The organism is Pseudomonas sp. SA195, assembly GCF_054131565.1.
On the sequence record NZ_CP096392.1, the window covers coordinates 1,747,836 to 1,773,846 of the forward strand.

Annotated in this window: 21 protein-coding genes and 1 pseudogene; 9 read left to right on the forward strand and 13 right to left on the reverse strand. The window is 63.2% G+C overall.

Translation table 11 applies throughout. From position 1 onward, the window contains the following. Nucleotides 1-105: 105 nt before the first annotated feature. The 8 genes from M1D78_RS08145 to M1D78_RS08180 all read left to right on the forward strand — a co-directional run bounded on the left by M1D78_RS08145 (nt 106) and on the right by M1D78_RS08180 (nt 10,483). Nucleotides 106-993, forward strand: coding sequence for an NAD(+) kinase (locus M1D78_RS08145; protein WP_437419727.1), 888 nt, complete (start codon nt 106-108; stop codon nt 991-993). Continuing rightward, nucleotides 993-1,952 carry a metallophosphoesterase gene (locus M1D78_RS08150; RefSeq protein ID WP_437419726.1) on the forward strand — a complete coding sequence of 320 codons (960 nt, stop codon included), beginning with the start codon at nt 993-995 and terminating at the stop codon, nt 1,950-1,952. Before M1D78_RS08145 ends, M1D78_RS08150 begins: the two co-directional genes overlap by 1 nt. Continuing rightward, entirely contained in the window at nt 1,953-2,816 is an 864-nt protein-coding gene (locus tag M1D78_RS08155; RefSeq protein WP_437419725.1) for a rhomboid family intramembrane serine protease, read from the forward strand. 57 nt (nt 2,817-2,873) lie between these two features. After that, nucleotides 2,874-3,149 carry a YeaC family protein gene (locus tag M1D78_RS08160; protein WP_437419724.1) on the forward strand — a complete coding sequence of 92 codons (276 nt, stop codon included), beginning with the start codon at nt 2,874-2,876 and terminating at the stop codon, nt 3,147-3,149. Next, nucleotides 3,149-3,982 carry a DUF2797 domain-containing protein gene (locus tag M1D78_RS08165; RefSeq protein WP_437419723.1) on the forward strand — a complete coding sequence of 278 codons (834 nt, stop codon included), beginning with the start codon at nt 3,149-3,151 and terminating at the stop codon, nt 3,980-3,982. The genes M1D78_RS08160 and M1D78_RS08165 overlap by 1 nt, the downstream gene beginning before the upstream one ends. A gap of 87 nt (nt 3,983-4,069) precedes the next feature. Further along, on the forward strand, nt 4,070-6,727 hold the full coding sequence (pepN, locus tag M1D78_RS08170) for an aminopeptidase N (RefSeq protein WP_437419722.1): 2,658 nt from the start codon (nt 4,070-4,072) through the stop codon (nt 6,725-6,727). A gap of 301 nt (nt 6,728-7,028) precedes the next feature. Beyond that, a complete protein-coding gene (locus M1D78_RS08175; RefSeq protein ID WP_437419721.1) occupies nt 7,029-8,114 on the forward strand; it encodes a WD40/YVTN/BNR-like repeat-containing protein in 1,086 nt (361 codons plus the stop codon). 14 nt (nt 8,115-8,128) lie between these two features. Continuing rightward, nucleotides 8,129-10,483 carry an efflux RND transporter permease subunit gene (locus tag M1D78_RS08180; protein ID WP_437419720.1) on the forward strand — a complete coding sequence of 785 codons (2,355 nt, stop codon included), beginning with the start codon at nt 8,129-8,131 and terminating at the stop codon, nt 10,481-10,483. A gap of 110 nt (nt 10,484-10,593) precedes the next feature. Here the strand turns inward: M1D78_RS08180 and cobA are convergent, their stop codons facing one another. From cobA to M1D78_RS08195, 3 genes and pseudogenes are all read right to left on the reverse strand, one after another. Beyond that, nucleotides 10,594-11,331 (reverse strand): uroporphyrinogen-III C-methyltransferase, encoded by a 738-nt coding sequence (gene cobA / locus M1D78_RS08185; protein WP_437419719.1) that lies wholly within the window; start codon nt 11,329-11,331, stop codon nt 10,594-10,596. A gap of 58 nt (nt 11,332-11,389) precedes the next feature. Continuing rightward, complete coding sequence (locus tag M1D78_RS08190) at nt 11,390-14,083, reverse strand: nitrate reductase (RefSeq protein WP_437419718.1); 2,694 nt, start codon at nt 14,081-14,083, stop codon at nt 11,390-11,392. A gap of 53 nt (nt 14,084-14,136) precedes the next feature. Then, nucleotides 14,137-15,378, reverse strand: a pseudogene (locus M1D78_RS08195) (NAD(P)/FAD-dependent oxidoreductase); the annotation flags it as partial. Nucleotides 15,379-15,856: 478 nt separating this feature from the next. Between M1D78_RS08195 and M1D78_RS08200 the strand changes: the two are divergent. After that, nucleotides 15,857-16,168, forward strand: coding sequence for a class I SAM-dependent methyltransferase (locus tag M1D78_RS08200; protein ID WP_437419717.1), 312 nt, complete (start codon nt 15,857-15,859; stop codon nt 16,166-16,168). 4 nt (nt 16,169-16,172) lie between these two features. On the opposite strand, the gene M1D78_RS08205 is transcribed toward M1D78_RS08200, so the two are convergent. The 10 genes from M1D78_RS08205 to M1D78_RS08250 form a co-directional block, all read right to left on the reverse strand. Then, nucleotides 16,173-17,846: a protein kinase domain-containing protein gene (locus tag M1D78_RS08205; RefSeq protein WP_437419716.1), complete on the reverse strand. Its 1,674-nt coding sequence runs from the start codon at nt 17,844-17,846 to the stop codon at nt 16,173-16,175. A gap of 83 nt (nt 17,847-17,929) precedes the next feature. Continuing rightward, nucleotides 17,930-19,141, reverse strand: a complete 1,212-nt coding sequence (locus M1D78_RS08210; RefSeq protein ID WP_437419715.1) for a nitrate/nitrite transporter — start codon at nt 19,139-19,141, stop codon at nt 17,930-17,932. 336 nt (nt 19,142-19,477) lie between these two features. Further along, nucleotides 19,478-19,921 carry a thioesterase family protein gene (locus tag M1D78_RS08215; RefSeq protein ID WP_437419714.1) on the reverse strand — a complete coding sequence of 148 codons (444 nt, stop codon included), beginning with the start codon at nt 19,919-19,921 and terminating at the stop codon, nt 19,478-19,480. Between the two features lie 139 nt (nt 19,922-20,060). Then, the gene (locus M1D78_RS08220) at nt 20,061-20,756 is read right to left on the reverse strand and encodes a hypothetical protein (protein WP_437419713.1); all 696 of its coding nucleotides are present in this window, start codon (nt 20,754-20,756) and stop codon (nt 20,061-20,063) included. Between the two features lie 2 nt (nt 20,757-20,758). Next, on the reverse strand, nt 20,759-20,911 hold the full coding sequence (locus M1D78_RS08225; RefSeq protein ID WP_437419712.1) for a hypothetical protein: 153 nt from the start codon (nt 20,909-20,911) through the stop codon (nt 20,759-20,761). A gap of 20 nt (nt 20,912-20,931) precedes the next feature. Continuing rightward, nucleotides 20,932-21,726, reverse strand: coding sequence for an ABC transporter ATP-binding protein (locus M1D78_RS08230; RefSeq protein ID WP_437419711.1), 795 nt, complete (start codon nt 21,724-21,726; stop codon nt 20,932-20,934). Nucleotides 21,727-21,735: 9 nt separating this feature from the next. Continuing rightward, nucleotides 21,736-22,725 carry an ABC transporter permease gene (locus M1D78_RS08235; RefSeq protein WP_437419710.1) on the reverse strand — a complete coding sequence of 330 codons (990 nt, stop codon included), beginning with the start codon at nt 22,723-22,725 and terminating at the stop codon, nt 21,736-21,738. 47 nt (nt 22,726-22,772) lie between these two features. After that, the gene (locus M1D78_RS08240) at nt 22,773-24,134 is read right to left on the reverse strand and encodes a CmpA/NrtA family ABC transporter substrate-binding protein (RefSeq protein WP_437419709.1); all 1,362 of its coding nucleotides are present in this window, start codon (nt 24,132-24,134) and stop codon (nt 22,773-22,775) included. Nucleotides 24,135-24,479: 345 nt separating this feature from the next. Next, a complete protein-coding gene (locus tag M1D78_RS08245) occupies nt 24,480-24,902 on the reverse strand; it encodes an acyl-CoA thioesterase (RefSeq protein ID WP_437419708.1) in 423 nt (140 codons plus the stop codon). Between the two features lie 105 nt (nt 24,903-25,007). Beyond that, on the reverse strand, nt 25,008-25,958 hold the full coding sequence (locus tag M1D78_RS08250) for a SphA family protein (protein ID WP_437419707.1): 951 nt from the start codon (nt 25,956-25,958) through the stop codon (nt 25,008-25,010). Between the last annotated feature and the right edge of the window lie 53 nt (nt 25,959-26,011).

Consider the following 26,011-nt stretch of genomic DNA (forward strand, 5'->3'; position numbering starts at 1 on the left):
TGCCGAGGCGTTGAACTCGAACACCCCCGCGTGACACCAATCTAGTGCCTGTTACGCTTCGGCCGGCCCCGGCCCGTTACACGTCACGCCTACCAGGGAGCTTCAATGGATCAGTTCCGCAACATCGGCATCATCGGGCGCCTTGGCAGTTCCCAGGTCCTGGATACGATTCGCCGACTGAAGAAATTTCTCGTCGAGCGCCACCTGCACGTGATCCTCGAGGAGAACATTGCCGAAGTGCTTCCCGGTCACGGCATGCAGACGTCCTCGCGCCAGCGCCTGGGCGAATCTTGCGATTTGGTGATTGTGGTCGGCGGTGACGGCAGCCTGCTTGGTGCGGCACGCGCCATGGCCCGTCACCGCGTCCCGGTGCTCGGCATCAACCGCGGCAGCCTGGGCTTCCTGACCGACATCCGCCCGGATGAACTGGAGCAGAAGGTCGCCGAAGTGCTGCGAGGTGAGTACACGCTGGAAAATCGCTTCCTGCTCGAGGCGCAGGTCAGGCGGCTGGAAGAGTCCATCGGTGAAGGCGACGCGCTGAACGACGTGGTGCTCCACCCAGGCAAGTCCACGCGGATGATCGAGTTCGAGCTCTACATCGACGGCCAGTTCGTCTGCAGCCAGAAGGCCGACGGCCTGATCATCGCGACGCCTACCGGTTCTACCGCCTACTCGCTGTCGGCAGGCGGGCCGATCATGCATCCGCGCCTGGATGCCATCGTCGTTGTGCCGATGTACCCGCATACGCTGTCCAGCCGGCCCATCGTCGTCGATGGCAACAGCGAGCTGAAGATCGTTGTCTCACCCAACATGCAGATATATCCGCAGGTGTCCTGCGACGGTCAGAACCATTTCACTTGCGCGCCGGGTGACACCGTCACGGTGCGCAAGAAGTCCCAGAAGCTGCATTTGATCCATCCGCTGGACCACAACTACTACGAGGTCTGCCGCACCAAGCTGGGCTGGGGCAGCCGCCTCGGTGGAGGGGAATAGTGATTGTCGACCCGGAGCGCGGCTACGACCTGATCGGTGATGTGCATGGCTGCGCCCACACCCTGGTGCACCTGCTCGACCTGCTCGGGTACCGGCAGCACGGCGGTGTTTGGCGTCATCCCCGGCGTCAGGTGATCTTCCTTGGCGACATCATCGACCGCGGGCCGCGTATCCGCGAGGCATTGCACCTGGTCCATGACATGGTCGACGCCGGGCAGGCGATCTGCATCATGGGCAACCATGAATTCAACGCCCTGGGCTGGTTCACGCCGGCACCGCCAGAAAGTGGCCGGACCTACGTTCGCGACCATACGCCGCGCTATGCCAAGCTGCTGGAGCAGACCTTCGAGCAATTCGAGCACTACCCGGACGAGTGGCGTGCATTTCGCGAGTGGTTCCTCGAGCTGCCGTTGTACCTGGAAAGCGAGCGGTTTCGCGTAGTGCATGCCTGTTGGGACAACCAGGTCATCGACCCGCTGCGCGAGCGCCTCCAGGACGGTCGCATCGACCCGGCCTTTCTGGCCGACGCGGCGTTCCCGGATCGCTTCGCTGCCAAGGCGCTCGACCGCCTGTTGCGTGGGACGGACATGCCGCTGCCCAAAGGCGTGACCCTGACCAGCGAAGAAGGCTTCACACGCAGCGTCTTTCGCACCAAGTTCTGGGAAGAAAACCCGCAGACCTATGGCGACGTGGTCTTTCAGCCTGACGGGCTGCCCGAGCAGGCCGCACGCATGCCGCTGAGCCAAAGCCAGAAGAGCCGCCTGTTTCTTTACGGGCCGAATGATCCCCTGCTGTTCGTTGGGCACTACTGGCGCAGCGGCACGCCTGCGCCGATCCGGCCGAATCTGGCATGCCTGGACTACAGCGCGGTCAAGTACGGCAAGCTGGTGGCTTACCGCCTGGACCGCGAGCACCTGCTCGACCCGGCCAAGTTCGTCTGGGTGGAAGTGGAGCAATAGATGGTGATCGTCGAAGCGCTGCGCTTGCCGCTGTCGGAGGATCTCAGTGGTTTCATCGCGCTGCTGCAACGCCTCCGGGTGCCTTGTCGCGTGTCCGAGGAGGCAGGCGAGCAGGTGCTCAGGGTGCCAGCCGAGACAGCCGAGCAGGTCCGCGAACTCTATCAGCGTTATCCGCACGGGGATGGTGCTGTCGTGGCTGAGCAATCGCCCCGGCGTGGAGGCGGCTTCGTCGCCAGCCTCAAACGCAGCCCCCTGACCACCGCGGTACTCGTGCTGACGCTGATCGCTGCGGTCATCACGATGCTTGGCGAAAATCTGGACACCATCCGCTGGCTGACCTTCAGCGATTTTCGTGTTGACGGTGAGTACGCCTACTTCGCGACGCTCGGCCAGACGCTTGCTGCCGGGCAATGGTGGCGGCTTATCACCCCAATATTCGTGCACTTCGGCATCCTGCACCTGGCGATGAACAGCATGTGGTACTGGGAGCTTGGCCGGCGTATCGAATACCGCCAGGGTGCCTGGATGCTGCTCGCGCTGACGTTCCTGTTCGGCGTCGTCTCCAACCTGTCGCAGTATGGCTTTGGCGGGGCGGGGATTTTTGGTGGGCTGTCCGGTGTGCTCTATGGGTTGCTCGGGCACTGCTGGCTGTTCCAGAAGCTGGCGCCGGACGACGCCTATCGCCTGCCACCGGGTGTGGTTGTGCTGATGCTGCTCTGGCTGGTGATCTGCCTGACCGGGCTGATCGAAGTGGTGAGCTTCGGTGCTTTGGCGATTGCCAACGCGGCGCACGTCGGCGGGCTGGTTGCCGGCTGCCTAACCGGCGTCATTGGCGGCGTGCTGTCGCGCCGGCGGATGGCCTGAGGGCTTCGTGCCGCTTTTCCGTTAGAATGCCGGCTTGTTTTTTCCGGGAGCCCGGCCATGTCGTCCTTTATCGAAGCTATTGAAAACATCACCCCCGAAATCTACGAAAACCTGAAAACCGCTGTCGAGCTGGGCAAGTGGAGCGACGGTCGCAAGCTCACCCCCGAGCAGAAGGAAACCTGCCTAGGCGCCATGATCGCCTGGGAGATGAAGAACCTGCCGGAAGAAGAGCGCACCGGCTACATGGGTGGCCAGGAATGCGCCTCCAAGAGCAAGAACAAGGCGCCTATCGATACCAGCTTGTTCGCTCCGGCTTCCGGGACCCGTCACTGATGCTCGAACTGGGACGTGGCGCGCTGAGCAAAATGTCGATCCAACTGGGCGAACAGGCGCAGTACGCGTTTCGCCTCGACGACCAGCAGGTGCCGGTCAACCCGCTGATCGGCAAAACCCTGCGGCTGGAATACCTCGGCGCTATCAATTGCACCCATTGCGGACGCAAAACGAACAAGAGCTTTAGCCAGGGCTACTGCTATCCCTGTTTCAAGAAACTGCCGCAGTGCGACATTTGCATCATGAGCCCGGAAAAGTGCCACCACGACTTCGGCACCTGCCGTGACCCGCAGTGGGGCATGGATTTCTGCATGACCGACCATGTGGTGTACCTGGCCAATTCGTCGGGCATCAAGGTCGGCATCACCCGCGCCACGCAGCTGCCGACGCGCTGGCTGGACCAGGGCGCCAGCCAGGCGCTGCCGATCATGCGGGTCGCTACACGGCAGCAATCGGGGATGGTCGAGGACCTGCTGCGCAGCCAGGTCGCGGACCGCACCAACTGGCGTGCGCTGCTCAAGGGAGAGGCCGAGTCGATCGACCTGATCGAAACCCGCGAACGCATTTTCGACGCCTGCGCCGACGGGCTGCAGGGCTTGCAGCAGCGCTACGGTCTGCAGGCGATTCAGCCGATTGCCGACGCCGAGGTGCTGGAGATCCGGTACCCCGTCGAAGCCTACCCGACCAAGATCGTCAGTCTAGACTTGGAAAAGACGCCGGTGGTCGAAGGCACCCTGCGCGGCATCAAGGGTCAATACCTGATCCTCGATACCGGCGTGATCAATATCCGCAAGTTCACGGCCTACCAGGTCGCGGCCAGCACCGCGGCGTAGGTCGTTCCGGCGGATCGGTCCGCCAATCGAACGTATTCACCTGCAGCGCCGGGCTAAGGCCCGAAGCTGCCTCGAAGAGGCCATCCCATGCGCACCGAACAACCGAAAGTCATTCATCTCAAGGACTATCAGGCTCCGGACTATCTGATCGATGAAACCCACCTGACCTTCGAGCTGTACGAGGATCGTACCCTGGTGCATGCGCAGTTGATCATGCGCCGCAACCCTGAAGCGGGTACTGGCCTGCCGCCGCTGCAGCTGCACGGGCAGGATCTTGAACTGATGTCGCTGTCGATCAATGACCGCCAGCTCGGCCTGGGTGATTACGAAGTCGCCGAGGAAAGCCTGACTCTTCAGCCCGATGCAGCCAGCTTCACCCTGGACAGCACCGTGGTGATCCACCCCGAAAGCAACACCGCGCTGGAAGGCCTCTACAAGTCCGGCAAGATGTTCTGCACCCAGTGCGAGGCCGAGGGCTTCCGCAAGATCACCTATTACCTCGACCGTCCGGACGTGATGAGCACCTTCACCACGACGGTTAGCGCCGATAAGCAGGCTTATCCGATCCTGCTGTCCAACGGCAACCCCATCGCCAGCGGCGACGAAGAAGACGGCCGTCATTGGGCGACCTGGGAAGATCCGTTCAAGAAGCCGGCGTATTTGTTCGCCCTGGTAGCGGGCGACCTCTGGTGTGTCGAAGACAGCTTTACCACCATGAGCGGGCGCGACGTGGCGCTGCGCATTTACGTCGAGCCGGAAAATATCGACAAATGCCAGCACGCCATGGACAGCCTGAAGAAATCCATGAAGTGGGACGAGGAGGCCTACGGCCGCGAATACGACCTGGACATCTTCATGATCGTCGCGGTCAACGACTTCAACATGGGCGCCATGGAAAACAAGGGCCTCAATATCTTCAACTCCAGCGCCGTGCTGGCGCGTGCCGAAACGGCTACCGACGCTGCACACCAGCGCGTCGAGGCCATCGTCGCTCACGAGTATTTCCACAACTGGTCGGGCAACCGTGTGACCTGCCGCGACTGGTTCCAGCTGTCGCTGAAAGAAGGCTTCACGGTTTTCCGCGACTCGCAGTTCAGCGCCGACATGAACTCGCCAACGGTGAAGCGCGTCGAGGATGTGTCTTATCTGCGCACCCACCAGTTCGCGGAAGACGCCGGCCCCATGGCCCACTCGGTGCGCCCGGAATCCTTCATCGAAATCTCCAACTTCTACACCCTGACTGTGTACGAGAAGGGCGCCGAAGTGGTGCGCATGATTCAAACACTGTTGGGCGAAGAGGGCTTCCGCAAGGGCAGCGACCTCTACTTCGAGCGGCACGATGGCCAGGCCGTGACCGTCGATGACTTCGTCAAAGCGATGGAAGATGCCAACGGCGCCGACCTGACCCAGTTCAAGCGCTGGTACAGCCAGGCCGGCACGCCGCGGCTGGCTGTCAGCGAGCAATATGACGCCGCTGCGAACACCTACAGCCTGACGTTCCGCCAGAGCTGCCCGCCGACACTAGGGCAGAGCGAGAAGCTGGCATTTGTCATCCCGGTCTCGCTGGGCCTGCTGGACGGGCAGGGCAACGAAATCCCGCTGCGGCTGCAAGGCGAAAGCGCTGCGGTCGGCACGACCCGCGTACTGGCAGTCGATCAGCCGGAGCAGACCTTCACCTTCATCGACGTACCAGAGCAGCCGCTGCCGTCACTGCTGCGCGGGTTCTCCGCACCGGTGAAGCTGGACTTCCCCTACAGCCGCGATCAACTGATGTTCCTGATGCAGCACGATTCCGACGGCTTCAACCGTTGGGAAGCGGGCCAGCAGCTGTCGGTTCAGGTTTTGCAGGACATGATCGGCCAGCACCAGCGCGGCGAAGCGCTGCAGCTGGACCAGCGTCTGGTGGCGGCGCTTCGCAGCCAGTTGGAGGACGAAAGCCTCGATCAGGCGATGGTCGCGGAGATGCTGTCGCTGCCGAGCGAGGCCTACCTCACTGAAATCAGCGAGGTGGCGGACGTGGATGCCATTCATGCCGCTCGCGATTTCGCTCGCGAAGGTATCGCAACGGCGCTCTTCGATCTGTTCTGGAAGCGCTACCAAGCCAACCGTGAAGTGTCCCGGCAGACGCCATACGTCGCGGAAGCCAGCCACTTCGCCCGCCGCGCGCTGCAGAACATCGCCTTGTCGTATCTGATGCTGAGCGGCAAGCCGGACGTCGTCGCCGCCTGCGTCGAACAGTTCGACCAGGCCGACAACATGACCGAGCGGCTGACCGCGCTGGCGGTGCTGGTCAATTCGGACTTCCAGGCCGAGCGTGACAAGGCCTTGGAAGCCTTTGCCGAGCACTTCAAGGACAACCCGCTTGTCATGGACCAGTGGTTCAGCGTACAGGCAGGCAATACACAGCCGGGCGGGCTGGAGCGCGTCCAGCACCTGATGCAGCATCCGGCATTCACGCTGAAGAACCCGAACAAGGTCCGCGCCTTGATCGGCGCCTTTGCCAATCAGAACCTGGTCAACTTCCACCGTGCCGACGGTGCGGGCTACCGCTTCCTCGCCGACCAGGTCATCGTGCTGAACACGCTCAACCCGCAGATCGCCTCGCGCTTGTTGGCACCGCTGACTCGCTGGCGCAAGTACGACACTGCCCGCCAGGCGTTGATGCGTGGCGAACTCGAGCGGATTCTTGCCTCCGGCGAGCTGTCCAGCGATGTTTACGAAGTCGTCAGCAAAAGCCTCGCCTGATGATCACGACGGCATCGCGCTTCATTGCGCGGTGCCGTCGTCTCCGTTAACAAGTTCCCGCCAAAACCTCAGTTATTGTCGCCCGCGATACCGCGCACAGGGCCAATCAACGCCATCAGACCGGGCCTCGGTAGCTTCTTTCTGAGCCCTGCCATAACGCCCATCTATTGGGCAATATCAATCAGCCTGGCTTAACAAAACATAACGTCCAGCCGATTGCTGCTGCTTTCGAAAGCCCTATAGCATGGCTCCGCCTGTTCCCATACGCAGGCCTTACCTAATAAGAATAAAGGGGGTATGTATGAGTGAGCCCGTCATGTGGCGCACCCAGTTCGGCCGCGCGGTAAAGCTGCTCGGCAGGTCGTCATCCAGTCACCTGAGGCTCACCAGAACGCTTCCGCTTTGCGGATTACTCTGCATGCTGCCCTTCCTGACCCCGGCTCACGCTCAGAGCCCGACCGAGCCTGGCGCACGCTATGCCATCCAGTCCAAAAAGGCCGTTAGCAACCTGTTGCTGGACATCACCCATGCGGGCACCCGCCTGGTCGCGGTAGGCGATCGCGGGCACATCCTCTATTCAGACGACAGTGGCAACACCTGGACCCAGGCCAAAGTGCCGACCCGGCAGTTGCTTACCGCTGTACATTTTGCCGACGACAAACTCGGCTGGGCCGTTGGTCACGATGCGCTGATCCTCGCCACTACCGACGGTGGCGAAACCTGGACCCATCAGTACGAGAACCGTGAGGGCGAGGTACCGCTGCTCGACGTCTGGTTCGAAGATGCCGAGCACGGCTTCGCGACCGGCGCCTACGGTGCCCTGCTGGAAACCACTGATGGGGGCAGCAACTGGGAAGACGTCGCCGACCGCCTCGATAACGAAGACGGTTATCACCTCAACGCAATCAGCGAGATACCCGGCTCCGGGCTGTTCATCGTTGGCGAAATGGGCGGCATGTTCCGGTCGACTGACAGCGGCGAAACCTGGGAGCGCGTGGAGTCACCGTATCAAGGTTCGTTGTTCGGCGTGGTCGGCGGGGGAGAGCCCGGTGTCGTCGTGGCGTTCGGCCTGCGCGGCCATCTGTTCCGCTCCACCGATTTCGGCGACAGCTGGGAAGAGATTCGGTTGGGCGATGGGCAGGACGCACTGGAAACCGGGCTGGCCGACGGCAACCTGCTCGAAGACGGTCGCATCGTCGTTGTTGGCCACGGCGGCACGGTGCTGACCAGCCGGGACAAGGGGCAGACATTCACGCTGTTCAGCCGCCCTGACCGGCGATCGCTTTCGGGCGTCGTGGATGGCAAAGACGGCAATCTGGTGCTGGTAGGGCAGAGTGGCGTCAGGGTCGTCTCGCCGGAAGGCGCCAACTTGCCCGTACAACAATAAGAGCCGGAGCCAACATGACCAAACATCAGCAGAAGCCGGCATCCTTCCTGGAGCGCCTGATATTCAATAATCGACCGGCCGTGATCATCCTCTGCCTGTTGATCAGCGTGTTCCTGTTCTTCCAGGCCGCGCAGGTTCGCCCATCGACCAGCTTCGAGAAAATGATTCCGCTGGGCCATCCCTTCATCCAGAACATGCTTCAACACCGAGACGACCTGGCCAACCTGGGTAACACGGTGCGGATCTCCGTTGCAGCGAAGGATGGCGACATCTTCTCCAAGGAATACATGGAGACGCTGCGCCAGATCCATGACGAAGTGTTCTACATCCAGGGTGTTGATCGCTCGAACATGAAGTCGCTCTGGAGCCCCAGCGTGCGCTGGACGGAGGTGACCGAGCAGGGCTTCGCCGGGGGCGAGGTCATTCCGCAGACGTACGACGGCTCGCCCGAGAGCCTTGATGACCTGCGGAGCAACATTCTCAAGTCCGGCCAGATCGGCCGCCTTGTGGCCAATGACTTCAAGTCCAGCATCATCGATGTGCCGTTGATGGAGTCCTACTCGGACCCGGAAGACCGCAGCAAGCTGATCAAGCTGGACTACCAGAAGTTCTCCCACGAGCTCGAAGAAAAGATTCGCGACAAGTACGAAGCGCAGAATCCTAACGTCGAGATCCACATCATTGGCTTCGCGAAAAAGGTCGGTGACCTGATCGACGGCCTGGTCGGCGTCGCCCTGTTCTTCTTTGTCGCGATCGGTATCACGCTCGCGCTGTTGCTGTGGTTCACCCGCTGCTTCAAGAGCACCATCGCCGTGGTGGTCACCACGCTGATCGCCGTAGGTTGGCAGCTGGGCCTGCTGCATACGCTGGGCTTCGGGCTCGACCCCTATTCGATGCTGGTGCCGTTCCTGGTCTTTGCCATCGGCATCTCCCACGGCGTGCAGAAGATCAACGGCATCGCCATGGCATCGGGCGAGACTGACGATCCGTTGGCCGCTGCGCGCATGGCGTTCCGCCAGCTGTTCATTCCCGGCATGGTGGCGCTGGCGTCCGACGCCGTCGGCTTCGTGACCTTGCTGTTGATCGATATCGGCGTGATCCGCGAGCTCGCCATCGGCGCCTCCCTGGGCGTTGCAGTAATCATCCTGACCAACCTGATCCTGCTGCCGGTGACCATCTCCTACCTGGGCATCAGCCAGCGCGCAGTCAAGCAGGCGCGGGAAGAAGCCGCGCGCAATCATCCGTTCTGGCGCGCACTGTCGAACTTTGCGAGCCCGACGGTCGCACCGATCTCCATCGTCATTGCCCTGGCGGCGGTCGGCGGTGGGCTCTGGTATGGGCAAAATCTAAAGATCGGCGACTTGGATCAGGGCGCCCCGGAGCTGCACCCGGACTCGCGCTACAACCTCGACAACGATTTCGTCATTCGCAACTACTCGACCAGCTCCGACGTACTGGTGGTGATGGTCAAGACGGCGCCTGAAGGCTGTGCCCACTACGACACGCTCGCCGCCATGGACGAGCTGATGTGGAAGATGGAGAACACCGAAGGCGTGCAGTCAGCGGTGTCGATGGTTACCGTCGCGCGCCAGAGCATCAAAGGCATGAACGAGGGCAGCCTGAAATGGGAAACACTGTCGCGTAACCAGTTCGTGCTTAACAGCTCCATCGCTCGGGCCGAGGGCATGTACAACGGCGATTGCTCGCTGGCCCCGGTGCTGGTGTTCCTCAACGATCACAAGGCCGAGACGCTGGAACACGTCGTCTCCGCGGCCCGCGAGTTCGCCGAGGAAAACAACCGTGAAGGCCTGGAGTTCGTGCTTGCGGCGGGTAACGCCGGTATCGAGGCGGCCACCAACGAGGTCATCGCGGCGTCCGAAACCACCATGCTGATCGCGGTCTATCTCGCCGTGAGCATCATGTGCCTGCTGACCTTCCGCTCCATCGCCGCCACGCTCTGTGTGATCCTGCCGCTGGTGCTCACCTCCATCCTCGGCAACGCCTTGATGGCGTTCATGGGCATCGGCGTGAAGGTTGCAACCCTTCCCGTGATCGCGCTCGGCGTCGGCATCGGTGTGGACTATGGGATCTACATTTACAGCCGGCTCGAATCCTACCTGCGTCAGGGTATGACCTTGCAGGACGCCTACTACGAAACGCTGAAATCGACCGGCAAGGCGGTAATCTTTACCGGCATCTGCCTGGCGATTGGCGTGTTCACTTGGGTGTTCTCGGCGATCAAATTCCAGGCCGACATGGGCCTGATGCTGACCTTCATGTTCCTCTGGAACATGGTTGGCGCCATCTGGCTGCTGCCGGCGCTGGCGCGCTTCCTGATCAAACCGGAGAAACTGCGGCAGAAGGCGTAATGCTTGAACCGTGACGAAAAAGCCGTGGCCCTCGGGCCGCGGCTTTTTTATGCAAATCAGAGCAGCGCCTCGTAGCGGTTAGCGTCGACGGGCGGATCACCCGCCCGGATTCACGCGCTCTGGCGTAGAGCCTGTGCAACCGCTTGTGCGGCGACTTCGCCGATGACCAGGATCGCGGGGCTCTTGAGTTGGAAAGCGGCGGCATCGGTAACCATGCTGCCCAGTCGCGAGCGGCATTCGCGCTGTTGGGGCAGTGAAGCGTTTTCAATCATTGCAATGGGTGTGTGGGCAGGCAGCCCGCCTTCCATGAGCCCCGTTTGCACCTGCTGCATGCTACTGACGCCCATGTAGACGACGAGTGTGGTCCCGGTCTTCGCCAGCGCATGCCATTCGGGGCTGCTTCCGTCGAGCGTATGCGCGGTGACCAGCGTCACGCCGCGCGCCACGCCGCGCTGGGTCAGCGAGATGCCGCACTGAGTGGCACCCGCGAGGCCTGCGGTGATGCCGTTGACCAGCTCGACCTCGATGCCGCGCTCAGCCAGCCATTCGGCTTCCTCGCCGCCGCGCCCGAAGATGCAGGGATCGCCGCCTTTGAGCCTCACCACGCATTTGCCCTGGCGCGCGTAGCGCAGCATCAGACGGTGGATGAATGCCTGGGGCGTCGAGCGGCATCCGCCGCGTTTGCCGACGGGGATGACCCGCGCAAGCGGGCAGTGTTCGAGCACGGCGGGGTTGACCAGATCATCGATCAATACCACTTCGGCCTCGCCCAAGGCGCGCACGGCCTTGAGTGTCAGCAGTTCCGGGTCGCCGGGGCCTGCACCTACTAGCCAGACTTTTGCGCTCATGTCGTTACCTCTCGTGTTGCAGTGGCGATGCGTCGTGCATCGCCGGTGGAGTCAGGAATCAGGCGACTGCGGGTTGCACCAGCAAGCGCTTGATTTCGGGTACGCAGGAGCCGCAGCTGGTGCCGCAGCCCAGCTCCCGTTTCAGGCCGTCGAGGTCCAGGCCGCGCGCGATACCGGCGCAAATCGCGTCCTCGCTGACGTTCATGCAGTTGCACAGAGTCTTGGCGGCACGCACCTGGCCGCCGGGCGGCGCGCTCAAAGGGGCCAGCAACCAGCGATGCAGCGCTTGATCGGCCGTGCCGTCCTGCCAGAGCTGCTTGAGCCAGTCGCGTGCTGCGGTCTCGCCGGACAGGCTGAGGGCGACGATGCGGCTTTCCTCGATGCGCACGCGTTTGCCGATGGCCCGTTGCGGGTCCTGGTAGACCAGTACCGGCCCCTTGTTCAAATTCAGCATCGCGTCGAGTTTTGCCAGCACCCACGCCTCGGGTGCCGCATGGCAGGCGGCGCGGATGACCAGCGCCGGACGGTCGCGGCCGGTCAGCGCGAAGCTGGCGAAGGCAAACTCATCGAACACCGGGCGCAAGGCCTCGAAGCGCTGCTGCACCGAGCCCTCGACCAGTGCGAAGTACTGCCAGGGCAAGTCGACCTTTTCGACCTCGATACCGGCGTGCTTGAGCTCGGGTTGTTTGGAGATCGGGTCGAATGCCGGCAGGGTAAGGCGATTGATGCCCAGCCCCTTGAGAAACCGGTCGCCCCAGTGCATCGGCACGAAGGCCTGCCCGGCGCATAGCGTCTCATCCGCCTGCACCGGCAGCAGGATCTCGCCACGGCGGCTGCGGACCTTGACCAACTGGCCATCGTGCAACTGGCGCTCACGCATGTCAGTAGGGTGCATGCCGAGCATGGCCTGCTCGACATGGCCGAACAGGCGCGCAGCGGTGCCGGTGCGGCTCATGCCGTGCCAGTGGTCGCGCAGCCGACCGGTATTGAGTGTGAGCGGAAAGCGTGTGTCGCGTGTTTCCGTCGGCGGCTGGTAAGGCTCGGCGAGAAAGCGCGCGCGGCCATCCTCGGTAGGAAAACGACCATCGGCATAAAGTCGCGGCGTCCCCCGGGCGCTCCCAGGGGGGAAGGGCCACTGTTGTGGGCCAATGCGGTCGATCAGTGCATGGCTGAGGCCAGACAGGTCCAGGTCGCGGCCTGCCGTCAGTTGTTTGTATTCGTCGAACAGTGCGGCCGGCGTGTCGAAGGCAAACAGGCTGGGCTGGTCGGGCCGCAGCTGCGCCTCGAGCCTGCGCGCGAAATCGCAGGTGATCGACCAGTCCGCGCGCGCCTCGCCGGGTGCGGCGATGGCCGGCCGCACATGGCTGACACGGCGCTCGGAGTTCGTCACCGTCCCTTCCTTCTCGCCCCAGCTGGCGGCAGGCAGCAGCAGGTCGGCATAGCGACACGTCTCGGTGGTGAAGAACGCCTCCTGTACAACCACGAACGGGCAAGCCGCCAGAGCGTCATGGACCGCGCGCTGATCCGGCATCGACTGTGCCGGGTTGGTGCAGGCGATCCAAAGCGCCTTGATCTGGCCGTTGCGCACGGCCTCGAACAGCTCGATGGCTGACAGGCCCGGCGCGTCCGGTAGGGCGGGCACGCCCCAGTAGTCAGCGACTTCTCGACGGTGTTCGGCATTGCCGGCATCGCGATGGCCGGGCAGCAGATTGGACAGGCTGCCGGTTTCGCGCCCGCCCATTGCGTTCGGCTGCCCCGTCAGGGAGAACGGACCGGCGCCCGGCTTACCGATCTGGCCGGTGGCCAGGTGCAGGTTGATCACCGCACTGTTCTTGGCGCTGCCGGCGGTGGACTGGTTGACGCCCATGCACCAGAGCGAGAGGAATCGGGGCGAATTTCCGATCAGCCGTGCGCAGCGCTGCAGCGCACGTTCATCGATGCCGCAGAGTTGCCCGACCCGAGCGGGATCGTAGTCGCGGACCAGGTCTTCCAGCGCCTCGAAGCCAGCGGTGTGAGCGTGGATGAAGGCGCGGTCGATCTGCCCGCTTTTCAGCAATAGATGCAGGATGCCGTGAAACAGGGCGACGTCGGTGCCAGGCTGGACGGCCAGGTGCAGGTCGGCCAGCTCGCAAGTGTCGGTGCGGCGCGGGTCGACGACGATAATCGTCATCTCCGGCCGACGGGCCTTGGCTTCTTCGAGGCGGCGGAACAGCACCGGATGGGCGTAGGCCATGTTGCTGCCAACAATCAGCAGGGTGTCGCTCTGCTCGATGTCCTCATAGCTGCAAGGTGGGGCGTCGGCACCCAGGCTGCGCTTGTAGCCAACCACGGCAGACGACATGCACAGGCGTGAATTTGAGTCGATGTTGTTGGTGCCGACCAACGCGCGGGCGAGCTTGTTGAAGGCGTAGTAGTCCTCGGTCAGCAGCTGGCCGGAGATGTAGAAGGCGACGCTGTCCGGGCCGTGCTCGGTAAGGGTGTCGGCAAATACCTTGGCGGCGTGGTTCAGCGCGCTGTCCCAGTCGGTCCGCGCGCGCGCCAGGGTTTTACCCAGGCGCAGCTCGGGGTAGAGCGCACGGGCATCCAGATCACCGGTCAGGTGCAGCGTCGAGCCCTTGCTGCACAGTTTCCCGAAATTGGCGGGATGCGCCGGGTCGCCGGCCACATCGAGGATGCGTTCGCCGTCGTGCTCGATCAGCACGCCGCAGCCAACGCCGCAATAGCAACAGGTCGAGGCGGTCACGTGGCGCATGGTCAGCTCCTCTACAGGGTCGTCTTCGCCAACCATCAGGCGTGCTCGACGGTGGGAGATGAAGCCTGCGTAGGCTGGCTTTCGCTGGCGAGCGCGGCACCGAACATCAGCCGGTCGCGGATATCGCTGATGTCCCGGCCCTCGCGGACCTGACGGAAGTACCAGCTGCCGTCAGCCGTGTCGCCGTAAAGGCAGGCGCCGACGAGCACGTTCTGGCGAATCACGAGCTTCTTGTACACGCCGTCGATGGGGTCGGAGAGGGTGATTGTCTCGGTGCCTTCGCCGCCCATGAAGTCGCCTGCTGAAAAGAGGTCAATCCCGGTGACCTTGAGCTTGGTTGACGTCACCGAACCGAGGTAGCGCGAGAAGCCGAGCATCGCGAGATGGTTGGCGCACACCTTAGCCTGCTCGAACAAGGGGGCGACCAGGCCATAGGCGGTGCCGCGATGGTTCGCGCATTCGCCGACGGCGTAGATACGCGGGTCGTAGGTCTGCAGCGTGTCGTTGACCAGAATGCCGCGATTGCAGGGCAGGCCGGCACGCTCTGCGAGTTCGACGTTCGGCCGGATGCCTGCGGCCATGACGACCAGATCCGCACCGATCACTTCGCCATCGGCAAACCGCACGGCCGTGACCCGGCCGCCTTCGTTGCCGATCAATTCGGCCGTCTGCCGGTTCATCTTGAAGCCCAGGCCACGCCGCTCCAGTTCGTTCTGAAGCAGAGTGCCGGCGGTCCGGTCGAGCTGGCGCTCCATTGGCCATTCGCCGATGTGCACCACGGTGACGTCCATGCCTCGCAGCTTGAGGCCATTGGCCGCTTCCAGGCCGAGCAGCCCGCCGCCGATGATCACAGCGTGCGTGTGGGTCCGGGCAGCTTCCATCATCGATTGGGTATCGGCGATGTCGCGGTAACCGATGACGCCGTCCAACTCATTGCCAGGGATCGGCAGGATGAAGGGCGTTGAGCCAGTAGCGATCAGCAAACGATCATAAGCCGCTTCGCTGCCGTCCTCGGCAGTCACACGGCGGCGGGCGCGGTCGATCTTGACCACCTTGCGGTTGAGCATCAGGCGGATGCCGTGCCGGGCGTACCAGTCGAGGTCGTTGAGCACGATCTCGTCGAACGTCTGCTCACCTGCGAGCACAGGGGAGAGCAGGATGCGGTTGTAGTTGGGATGAGGTTCGGCCCCGAACACGGTGATGTCGTACAGATCCGGTGCGAGCTTGAGCAGCTCCTCGAGCGTACGGACGCCCGCCATGCCGTTGCCGATCACTACCAATTTGAGCTTCTTCATGCCGTTCTCCGCGCCGGACCGAGCATCACGCCCCGGCCGTACTTTTTGTTCCAGCAACGAAAAAGGCGCCCCACTGGTTTACCAGTGAGGACGCCTTTGTCCTTGCTTTCCGTATTCGGAGCCCGGCCCTCCACGTTGATGGCCCGGCTTGATGTGCCTGTCAGAATGCAGGGGTTGTGCCAATCCCCGCAGGCGCATGGCATTTGCGGGTTCTAGCGGCCGTCCGGGGCGCAATCCGGTCGCCTTTTGCACCCATATGAAGCGCGCCCGAGCAGTGCTGGTGCACGACGGCTGGCGTACTGGCTGACGCGGGCGTTGACAGCCGCCGCCCGGCTTTTCTATTGTTCTGCCCCATGCGCCGATTTAGTCAGCTACTTGCGGGGCGCCGGGAGCCTAGGCTTCGAAATACCGCTAAAGCGCTGGTTCGGTGTCGCCTCCCACCGCTGCCCAGCGGAATTCTCGAGGCGGGATCTCTCTGATGAATGCACTACAACGCGCACCCCTGCGCCTGGCTCCGATTACCAGTGGCCTGGTTCGTAGCAATCCCAAAATACTGCTGGGTGGCAGCCATCAGCCATCGCTGTTGCGCTATCTGGATGGCTGGTCGCGCCGGACCTGCAGGCCACGCGCCTTTCTTGTTCAGTTCACCGGAGCGGATGAGTCGCTGGCGCATTTCGCTGCGAACAGCTTCGACCTTGCAGTCGTCCAGGCACCCTCGCGCGAGAACCTGGAAAGAAGTGTGCACGAGCTGATTCGGGTCGCCCGGCAGGGGCTGATCGTCAGGCGCTGACTCGTCAACCGCCCTTGGCGAGCCAGGCTAGCAAGCCGAGGTTCAGCAGCAGCGAGCCCAGCGCTAGCGTACGCCAGACCTTCAGCGGTTCGCGTTCGAGCAGCGGCCGCGTCGGTGCTTGGCTCGACAGCCGTTCGCCTTGCTCCAGTGCCAGCAACCATTCCTCGGCTGTCTCGAAACGCTGTGAAGGATCGATCGCGACCGCGCGCTTGAGCTGATCGTCCAGCCATGGCGGCAGATCGGGTCTGTAGCGACTGGCGGGCACCGATTGGCCGAAGCGCGGCCGCTGGAACGCCTCGACTTCACCATAGGGGAAGTGGCCGGTCAGCAGTTGATAAAGCGTGACGGCGGCTGCGTACAGGTCCTGCTGCCGGCTCGGGGCAGCACCCGTGAACGCTTCGGGTGCGAGGTAGCTCGGTGTGCCGGGCAAAGTGTGTGGCAGGTCATGGGACAGGCCCGGGCAGTACGCCAGGCCGAAGTCCAACACGCGCAGCTCGCCATCCTCGCCGAGGTGCAGGTTCTCCGGCTTGATGTCGCGGTGCAGGATGTTGCGCCGGTGCAACATGCCGAGCGCGCGGATCAGGCGCGGTGCCAGCGCCATCCAGTCCGCCAGAGGCATCGGGCCGTGATCCGCGAACTGTGCGGATAGCGTTTTTCCGCGGTACTCGCGCTGCACGTAATACAGGTGCTGGCGCTGGGGTACACCGTGGATTTCCGGAAAGGCGCGCCCGGCGACGCGGCGCAGGAACCACTCTTCCTGTAACAACGCCGGACCTGCCGCGGGTTCGTCATACCGACTCGGCGGTAGGGTTTTGAGTAGCCAATGTTGAGCCTGTGCGTCACTGACTCGGTAAAGGAGTGATTGCCGCGATTCGCCTACCAGCGCCTCGATCGTCCAGCCTTCGAACGTCTGGCCCGGTCGCAGGCGGGGCGGCAGCGGCCAGTCGGCCAGTTGTGCCAGTGAGTCGGCGAGTGCGGCTTCCGGCAGCGCCTCGACCCGCAGCAGCAGGGCGCTGGCATTGTCCTGGCTGCCGGTCTGGTGCGCCAGGTTGACCAGCGCTCGCGCGGCGTTCGGCAGGTCCGGTTCTGCGCGCAGGATGTTCTGGATGTCGCCCTCGGTGATGCTCGCCCAGACGCCGTCGCTGAGCAGCAGAAAGCATTCGCCCAGGCGCAGCTCGCCGTCGAGGTAATCGACGACCAGATGCTGGTCCAGCCCCATGGCACGCTTGAGTACGTGTTGCATGTTTGGCTGTTCCCAGACGTGATCCTCGCTGAGCCGTTGTAGCGTGCCGTCATGCCACCGATAGGCGCGGCAGTCGCCAACATGGGCAAGGGTGAAGCGCCGTCCGCGTAGTACCAGCGTCGTCAATGTGGTCAGTAGCGGCTGGCCGCCACCGTTGGCTTGCAGCCACCGGTTTTGCGCTACGAGCAGGCGGTCCAGTGATTGTGCGATGGTCCAGGTTTCTGGGGTGGCGTAGTAATCGGTCGCCAGCGCCTGCAGCGTTGCACGTGCCGCCAGACCGCCGTCCGCACATTGACTGACGCCATCGGCGATGGCGAACAGCGCACCCTTGCTCGCGGCTAGGCCGGGTGTCGGCGTGACGATGCGCAGCGCGTCCTGATTTTCTTCACGAGGGCCGGTGGCGGTGGCTTCGCCGAATGACAACTGCAAGGGCATCAAGGATCACTCGGAATGGCGTGGGCACGGTGGGACACGATCAGGCAAGCCCGGCAAGCCTGCCTTTGCTCACATGTTGATACTCAGACCCGCGCAGCGGTCATTGCGGCAGAGCCCCAGGTCGTTCTCCAGCGCCGCTTGACGCCATAGAGGCCAAACCACGCCAGCGCACCCAGGCTTGCGAACAACCACAGGCCCATCTGGTAATCGCCCGTAGCCTGCTTGACCGCGCCCAGCCCGGCGGTCAGCAGAAAGCCGCCAATGCCGCCCGCCATGCCAACGAGCCCCGTCATCACGCCGATTTCCTTGTTGAAGCGCTGCGGCACCAGCTGAAACACCGCACCGTTGCCGGCGCCGAGGCTGAGCATGGCGACCACGAACAGAGCCAGGGCTGCGGTGGAACTCGGTAGGTTGAAGCCCACAACAAACAGGCAAGCGGCGGCTACGGTGTACATCACCAACAGCGAGCGGATGCCGCCGATGCGGTCCGCCAGTGCTCCGCCGAGGGGACGCAGCAGGCTGCCAGCGAATACGCAGGCGGCGGTGTAATAGCCCGCTTTGACGGGATCGAAGGCGTACTGATCATGGAAATAGCCTGGCAGCGTACTGGCCAGGCCGAGGAAACCACCGAAGGTCACGCTGTAGAAGAACATGAACCACCAGCTGTCACGGTCGCCCAGCGCCTTCATGTAGTCGGCGAAGGATTTAGGAGCAGGGCGGTTAGGCGCGTTCCTGGCGAAGCTGGCAAAGATGATCAGCGTCAGCACCAGTGGGATCAGGGCCAGGCCAAACACGTTCGTCCAGCCGAACATGCTGGCCAGTACCGGGGCGAAGAGGGCTGCGAAGACGGTGCCGGAATTGCCTGCACCGGCGATACCCATGGCCTTGCCCTGGTGCTGTGGCGGATACCACTGCGAGGCGAGCGGCAGCGCGACGGCAAAGGACGCGCCCGCCATGCCGAGGAACAGGCCCAGCAGCAGCGCTTGCTCGTAGCTGTGGATGCCGTTCAGCCAGGCGATGAAGAGCGCCGCGATCACCACGATCTGCCCGAACAGGCCGGCGGTTTTTGGCGAGGTCCGGTCGGCGAGCATGCCCAGCGCCAGGCGTAGCACGGCGCCGGAGAGGATGGGCGTCGCCACCATGAAGGCGCGTTGCTGGGTGGTCAAGCCGAGGTCGGCGGCTATCTGCACACCCATTGGGCCAAGCACGTACCAGACCATGAAGCTCAGGTCGAAGTAGAGAAAGGCGGAAAAGAGGGTCGGCGTGTGGCCGGCTTTCCAGAAACTCGTATTCATCGAACACCTCACTAGACAAGTTGTACCGGCGCGCCTGTTGGGTGCCGGGGAATGCCGCGCTGCCGGACGGCAGCAGAATCCGTGCGGGAATGCCCGCGCCCCTGCTCGTTGGGGCCAAACGAAAAAGGCGCCGCGAACCACCGTCTGTCTCGACGGGGCAACGCGACGCCTTTGTCATGTCTGTGAGTAACCGCCTTTGGCTACTTGCCGTTGCAGCAAGCAGGAGATGTGCCAACCGCAACGGCCGGGCGGCATGGGGGCTCTGGAGCCGGGATACGGGTGGATGCGCTCAAAGCGCGCGCAGCGGTGGTGCGTCGTGCATTGAAGTGGGGCGTGTCAAGCGATGCGATTGACCTTGGGGAACTTCGCCGCGAACTCGGCCGGCATCGGCACGACCTGGGTTTCAAGGTAGTTGTAAAAGACGAAACCGGACTTGGCCATGGCGATCAGCGTGCCGTCGGCCGGGCGGGTGATGCGAAAGGTGATATCGCCGCCGTACTTGTTGAAATCCATGACGCCGACTTCGAACAACAGCACGTCCCGAGCGTGAGCTTCGGCCTTGTAGGTGGTGGCCAGGTCCGTAACGATGATGCCGCTGCCGTCTTTGCGAGACTCGGCAATGCCGTAGGCAAAGAGGAAACGGGCACGGGCTTCGGAAATCATCGAGATCATCGAGTCGTTCGCCAGGTGGTTGGCGGCGTTGATGTCGGTGATACGTACCGTCAGTTGCGTGGTGAAGCAGAACTGGTCTTCGGGAAACTGCAGGGACAGGCGGGCCATGAAGGTCTCGTTTGGCTGGAAACAGGGGCCGGCGTCGATCACCGGTTTGCCGGCCCGCGCGCGGACGCCCATTCTACGTGCCGGCCCTCGACGGCCAAGCTGGATTCAGCACCTTGATGACCCCGTTCGCACCGAGGCTTCAGGCGATGCTGTGGCGGATGCCTTGCAGGCGTTCGTCGATGATCGGGGTGATCAGCGCGTAGCACTCGGCCGGCGCCAGGCTGACGCGTGGCGCGTCGATCAGGTTGCGTTGCAGGTGCTCGACGAGCTTGGCCAGGGTAGTGCCGCCGATAGGATCGGCGAGGCGCTGGCACAGGTAGCGCATCTGCACCTGCATCTCCAGCGGGCAGGTTTCGAAGTTGGCGGCGCGCACCGCCAGGCCGCGCAGCTGGCCGAGGTCTTCCAGTGCACGGCAGGCGTCGCACAGGCCGGTCACTTGCGGGTTGCCCTGGTACGCCAGACGCAACTCGAGCACGTGGATGCTTTCGAGCATTTGCTCGATCAGAATGCAGTGCGGCTCGAATTCGGTCGGGTTCTGGCGTATCTCACGCCACAGCGCGCGCATGGCGGGGCGGTTCTCCTCGCCTTGCCAGCCCTGCCAGAGCCGGTCGATGCGGTTGGCGACGTCCAGCCGCTGGGCGACGGCCGCCGCGTCACGCTGGCCGCCCAGGCCGCGGTGCTTCTGCACGAACTGCAGCACCTCGAGCACCATTTGCAGGGCGTGGAGGTCCTTGGCGCTGATCCGCTTGCGATGCCGATCGGCGGCGACGCGACTGAGGTGGTTGCCAAGCAACACCAGGCAGGCGGCCAGGGTCAGGGCGATGGAAACTTCCATGGTCAGGCTTCCTTACGGCTGAGACGAGTGAGGTAGAGGGTGAGGCTGTGCAGCTGAGCGGCCTGGGCGCGCTGCTGCTGCACGCCTGCAAGCCGGTCGCACAGCAGGTTGTCGCCCTGGCGTTGTCGTTTTTGGGGGCTAAGGGCACCGTCCACGTCGTGTCACCTCGATCCGGTCACGCAGCTGGCCGCTGCTGGCGCTGGTAGAGAAATTCCAACACCTGGGCGCGGAAGGCGTGATAGCCGGCGTCATGGGCCAGCGCCATACGATCCCGCGGGCGCGGCAGGTCAACCTGGAGGATCTCGCCGATAGTGGCGGAGGGCCCGTTGGTCATCATCACGATGCGGTCCGAGAGCAGCACGGCTTCGTCGACATCGTGGGTGATCATGATCACCGTGTTGCCGAGGTCGGCGTGGATCTCCATCAGCGAGTCCTGCAGATGCGCGCGGGTCAGCGCATCGAGGGCACCGAAGGGCTCGTCCATCAGCAACACCTTGGGTTGCATGGCCAGTGCACGGGCGATGCCGATGCGCTGTTTCATCCCGCCGGAGATCTCGCTGGGGCGTTTGTCGCGGGCGTGGGTCATGTGCACCAGCTCGAGGTTGTGCTCGATCCAGTCGCGCATTTCCCGTTTGCTCTTCTGGCCCCGGAAGACTTCCCGTACCGCCAGTTCGACGTTTTCGTAGCAGCTGAGCCAGGGCAGCAGGCTGTGGTTCTGGAACACCACGGCGCGCTCCGGACCGGGTTCGTTGACCTCGCGGCCGTCGAGGATCACGCCGCCGGTGGTGGCCTGATACAGTCCGGCGACGATGTTGAGGACGGTCGACTTGCCGCAGCCGGAATGGCCGATCAGCGAGACGAACTCGCCCTTGGCGATGCGCAGGTTGACGTTCTGCAGCGCGCAGTAGAGCCCCTTGTCGGTGGGAAAGCTGATACCGACGCCGGTGAGTTCGAGATGGGCGTTGTTCATGTGATTTCCTCAGCGCAGGTCTGCGTTCTTGTCCCAGCTCACGCGGCGCTGGAGCATCAGCATGATGCGGTCCAGGGCGAAGCCGATCAGGCCGATGACGATCACCGCGACCATGATCCGGCCGAGCGAGTTGGAGCTGCCGTTCTGGAACTCGTCCCAGATGAATTTCCCGAGACCGGGGTTCTGCGCCAGCATTTCCGCGGCAATCAGGACCATCCAGCCGGTCGCCAGCGACAGGCGCAGCCCGGTGAAGATCATCGGAATGGCGGCGGGCAGGACGATGCGGCGCACGTGGCTGAGGGGCGACAGGCGCAGCACGCGGCTGACGTTGGTCAGGTCCTTGTCCAGGTTCGCCACGCCGACCGTGGTGTTGATCACCGTCGGCCACAGGCAGCACAGCGCCACGGTCAGCGCCGAGGTGACGAAGGACTTGGCGAATAGTGGGTCCTCGCTGACATAGACGGCGCTGACCACCATGGTGACCAGCGGCAGCCAGGCGAGTGGTGAGACCGGCTTGAACACCTGGATCAAGGGGTTGATGGCGTTGTACACCGGCTTGCTCAGGCCGCAGACGATGCCCAGCGGCACGGCGATCAGCGAGGCGAGGGCGAAGCCGGCCATCACGGTGTACAGGCTGGTGAAGATCTGCTCGAAGAAGGTCGGCTTGCCGGTGTAAGGGCGAATCTTGACGGTGGCATCGGGGTTCTTCGCCAGCGTCGCGGCGTTGCGTTCTTCCTGGCGCTGGTAGAAGGCGGCGGCCTTTTCCCGCGACTGGATGTGCGCATCGGCCAGCCCGGTGAACTGCTCGGCGACCTGGCTCGGCCCGGGAAACTGGCCGAGGCTGGTCTGAATGTTCGATGCCACCAACTGCCAGAACAGCAGGAAGGCAAGGACGCCCACCAGCGGCATGATCACTTGCGGCAGCCAGCGCTTGAGCCGCGCCTGACGGCCAGCCTCCAAGGTCTCTTTGATGTTTTGCACGACGGCTGGGTTGCTCATCGATGTGTCCTCCTGGATCGGGAGGCCTGCGCCTCCCATGCGCGGGATCAGAGCGTGGTATCGCCTTTCAGGCCGATCGCGAACTGGTCGAGGTAGGCGTTAGGCGTATGGCCGTCGTAGGTGATGCCGTCGATGGTGTCGGCCAGCGGCGCGCGAATGCCGTCTTCATCGGCGGACGGCACGTCTTCGGCGCTGAGCAGGCCGTCGGCGATCAGCTCGTCGGCCGCCTGGCGGTAGATGTCCGGGCGGTAGACGCGCTTGGCGGTGTCCAGGTACCAGCTGTCCGGCTTGGCCTCGGCGATCTGGCCCCAGCGGCGCATCTGGGTCAGGTACCAGATGGCGTCGGAGTAGTAGGGGTAGGTCGCGTGGTAACGGAAGAACACGTTGAAATCCGGCACTTCGCGCTTATCGCCCTTTTCGAACTCGAAGGTGCCGGTCATCGAGTTGGCGATGACCTTGGCATCGGCGCCGACGTATTCCGGACGCGAGAGGATCTCCACGGCTTCCCGGCGGTTGGCGTTGTTGTCTTCATCGAGCCACTTGCCAGCGCGGATCAGCGCCTTGACCAGCCGCTTGTGGGTCTCCGGGTTCGCTTCGGCCCAGGCCTTGGAAACGCCAAAGACCTTTTCCGACATGTTCTTGCGGATCGCGTAGTCCGCCACGACCGGCACGCCGATGCCCTTGAACACGGCCTGCTGGTTCCAGGGCTCGCCGACGCTGTAGCCATGGATGGTGCCGGCTTCCATGGTCGAAGGCATCTGCGGCGGCGGGGTGACCGAGAGCAATGCCTGGGCGTCGATCTGGCCGCTGATGTCGCCCTTGGCGGGCGCGTAATAGCCCGGATGGATGCCACCGGCTGCGAGCCAGTAGCGCAGCTCGTAGTTGTGAGTCGAGACGGGGAACACCATTCCCAGATTGAACGGCTTGCCGCTGGCCTGGAACTGTTCGATGACCGGCTTGAGCGCGTCGGCCTTGATCGGGTGCACGGGCTTGCCATCGGCCATCGGCACCTGGGGCTTCATTTGTTCCCAGACGGCGTTGGACAGGGTGATGGCGTTGCCGTTTAGGTCCATGGTGAATGCGGTGATGATCTCGGCTTTGGTGCCGAAGCCGATGGTGGCACCGATCGGCTGGCCGGAGAGCATGTGCGCCCCGTCCAGCTCGCCGTCGATGACACGGTCCAGCAATACCTTCCAGTTGGCCTGGGCTTCGAGCGTGACGTAGAGCCCTTCGTCCTCGAAGAAGCCCTTTTCGTAGGCGATGGCGAGCGGCGCCATGTCGGTGAGCTTGATGAAGCCGAGTTTGAGTTCTTCCTTTTCCGGCTCGGCAGCCCATGCCGTTAATGGCAATAGCGGTAGCAGGGCGGAGGCCGCTAGCGTTTTCAGCAGCGTACGGCGGGTCTTGCGCATGATTTATCCCTCAATCGCGAAACGAAAAAAGGCGTCGCGGACGCACCCTCCGCATGAGCAGAGCGAGCACCGTCGACGCCTTTGTCAATTCGTCCCGATCACCGCCGTTGGCGACCCGAAGACGTTGTGCCGAGGTGATTGCAAGGGGCTTGCCAAAGTCGTTTGGCTGGATGCGGTTTGAAGAGAACCGGTTTAAAAATCAGAGAGATAGGATGGCTAGTCGAGTCGTTTCGGAATGACGATCGCCATCTTAGCGGAGGCGCTGCACGTTATCGGTTCACTATCGGCCGCCGTATAACCCGTTGGCGCCGTTTTGGTTCGCTGAGGCAACGCTTTCATTACGCGTCATTCAGCCAGCAGCGTGTCCCGCAGCTCCGCTGGAATCGCGGCGCTTTTCAGCTCGCCAAGGCGATCCGGGTGCTTGACCGCCCAGACCCGCTTGTCGATACCGGTCACGGCCAGGCGGTCGTCGTGTTTGAACAGTTCGTGGCGGATCGCGAAGCTCGACTCGTTAACCTCGGTCACGCGGCTGACGATGCGCACCTGTTCGCCGAAACGTGCGGGCAGTTTGAAGATGGCCTGGCTATCGACCATCGGCCAGCCAACCGCGCCATGGCGCTCGAACAAGGTGCCGACATCCAAACCGGAATTAGCGACCATGAGATCAGTCGATGCGTTGAACATGGCGAAATAGCGCGGATAAAAGACGATACCCGCCGGGTCGCAATCGCCCCATTCGATGATCAGGTCGCGGCTGAAGCTGAGCATTTGTACTCCTTGTCGTGTCTGTTTGGTGTACGGCCATGATGCCTGCGAGCTGCACAACGGGACCACCTGCGGATATGGCGGAGGCATGCGCATCCGCCGCATGGCCTAGAAAGGCAGCCGCGCCTGCAGCCAGAGGCGGGTGCCTTCCGGCCGATTCTCCGCATCGAATTCCTTCTGCATCTTGGCCACCAGTGCGAAGTTCGGCGCGAAGCGGTAGGAGACGTATGGGCCGAGCGCCTTGACATTGCCGCGATTGCCGCCATCGGCGAGTGCTTGCCCGTCGATCTCATCGTCGGTGGTCTGGTTGAACCAGTAGCCATTGAGGCCCATCGAGAGATTGTCGGTCAGGCGGTAGCCGCCGCTGAACTCAAGTGTCAGCTCGTCACCGGAGCGGTAGTCGGTATCGGTGTTGGTCGAGTTGAATGCGTAGCGAACCTTGGCGCTGGCTTCCCAGTGCTTGTTCGGAAACCAGGTGACGCCGTAGAAAGGCGCTACCTGAAACTGATTACGCCCCGCGTTGACTGGTTCGTCGGCATCGTATTCGCCGGTGGGCAGGAAGCTCTCGACGCCGGCAATCTGGTGCAGCGTCGGGCTGTGCCAGCCGAGCAGCACGGGCGCGAATGTCGTGTCGCCCAGATTGGTTGTCGAGCCGCCACGGTCCAGCGGTGGCAAACCGCCTGGACGATTTACATCCAGCGTGAGGTCCAGCGTCGGCACGACCAGCACCAGGCGCGTCTCGACATTCGCGCCGAGCCAGCGCACACCCGGCCAGACATAGCTGAATCGGGCTGCGACCACGTCCGCCTCGATCTTGTAGCGCGCCACGGCGGCGCGCTCGTCGCCGTTGCCATCGGTGATCTTGTCCGCCGAATAGTGCGAGTAATAGAGCAGGGTGTTGAGCCCTTCGGGCAGCATCAGGCCGCTGAGATTGGTGTCCACGCCAACCGGGTACGGGCTGCCGTTGGTTTCGGAGGCGCCGGCGAGTGGCGCTATCAATGGAAGCGCCAGCAACGCGAAAGTGGCGCCGCGACGGGGCGCTGAGAGGTGCTTTTTCATCATGGTTTCCTTTTTTGTTTTTGTTGTTCAACCGGGAGGCGTCGGGCGGCGAT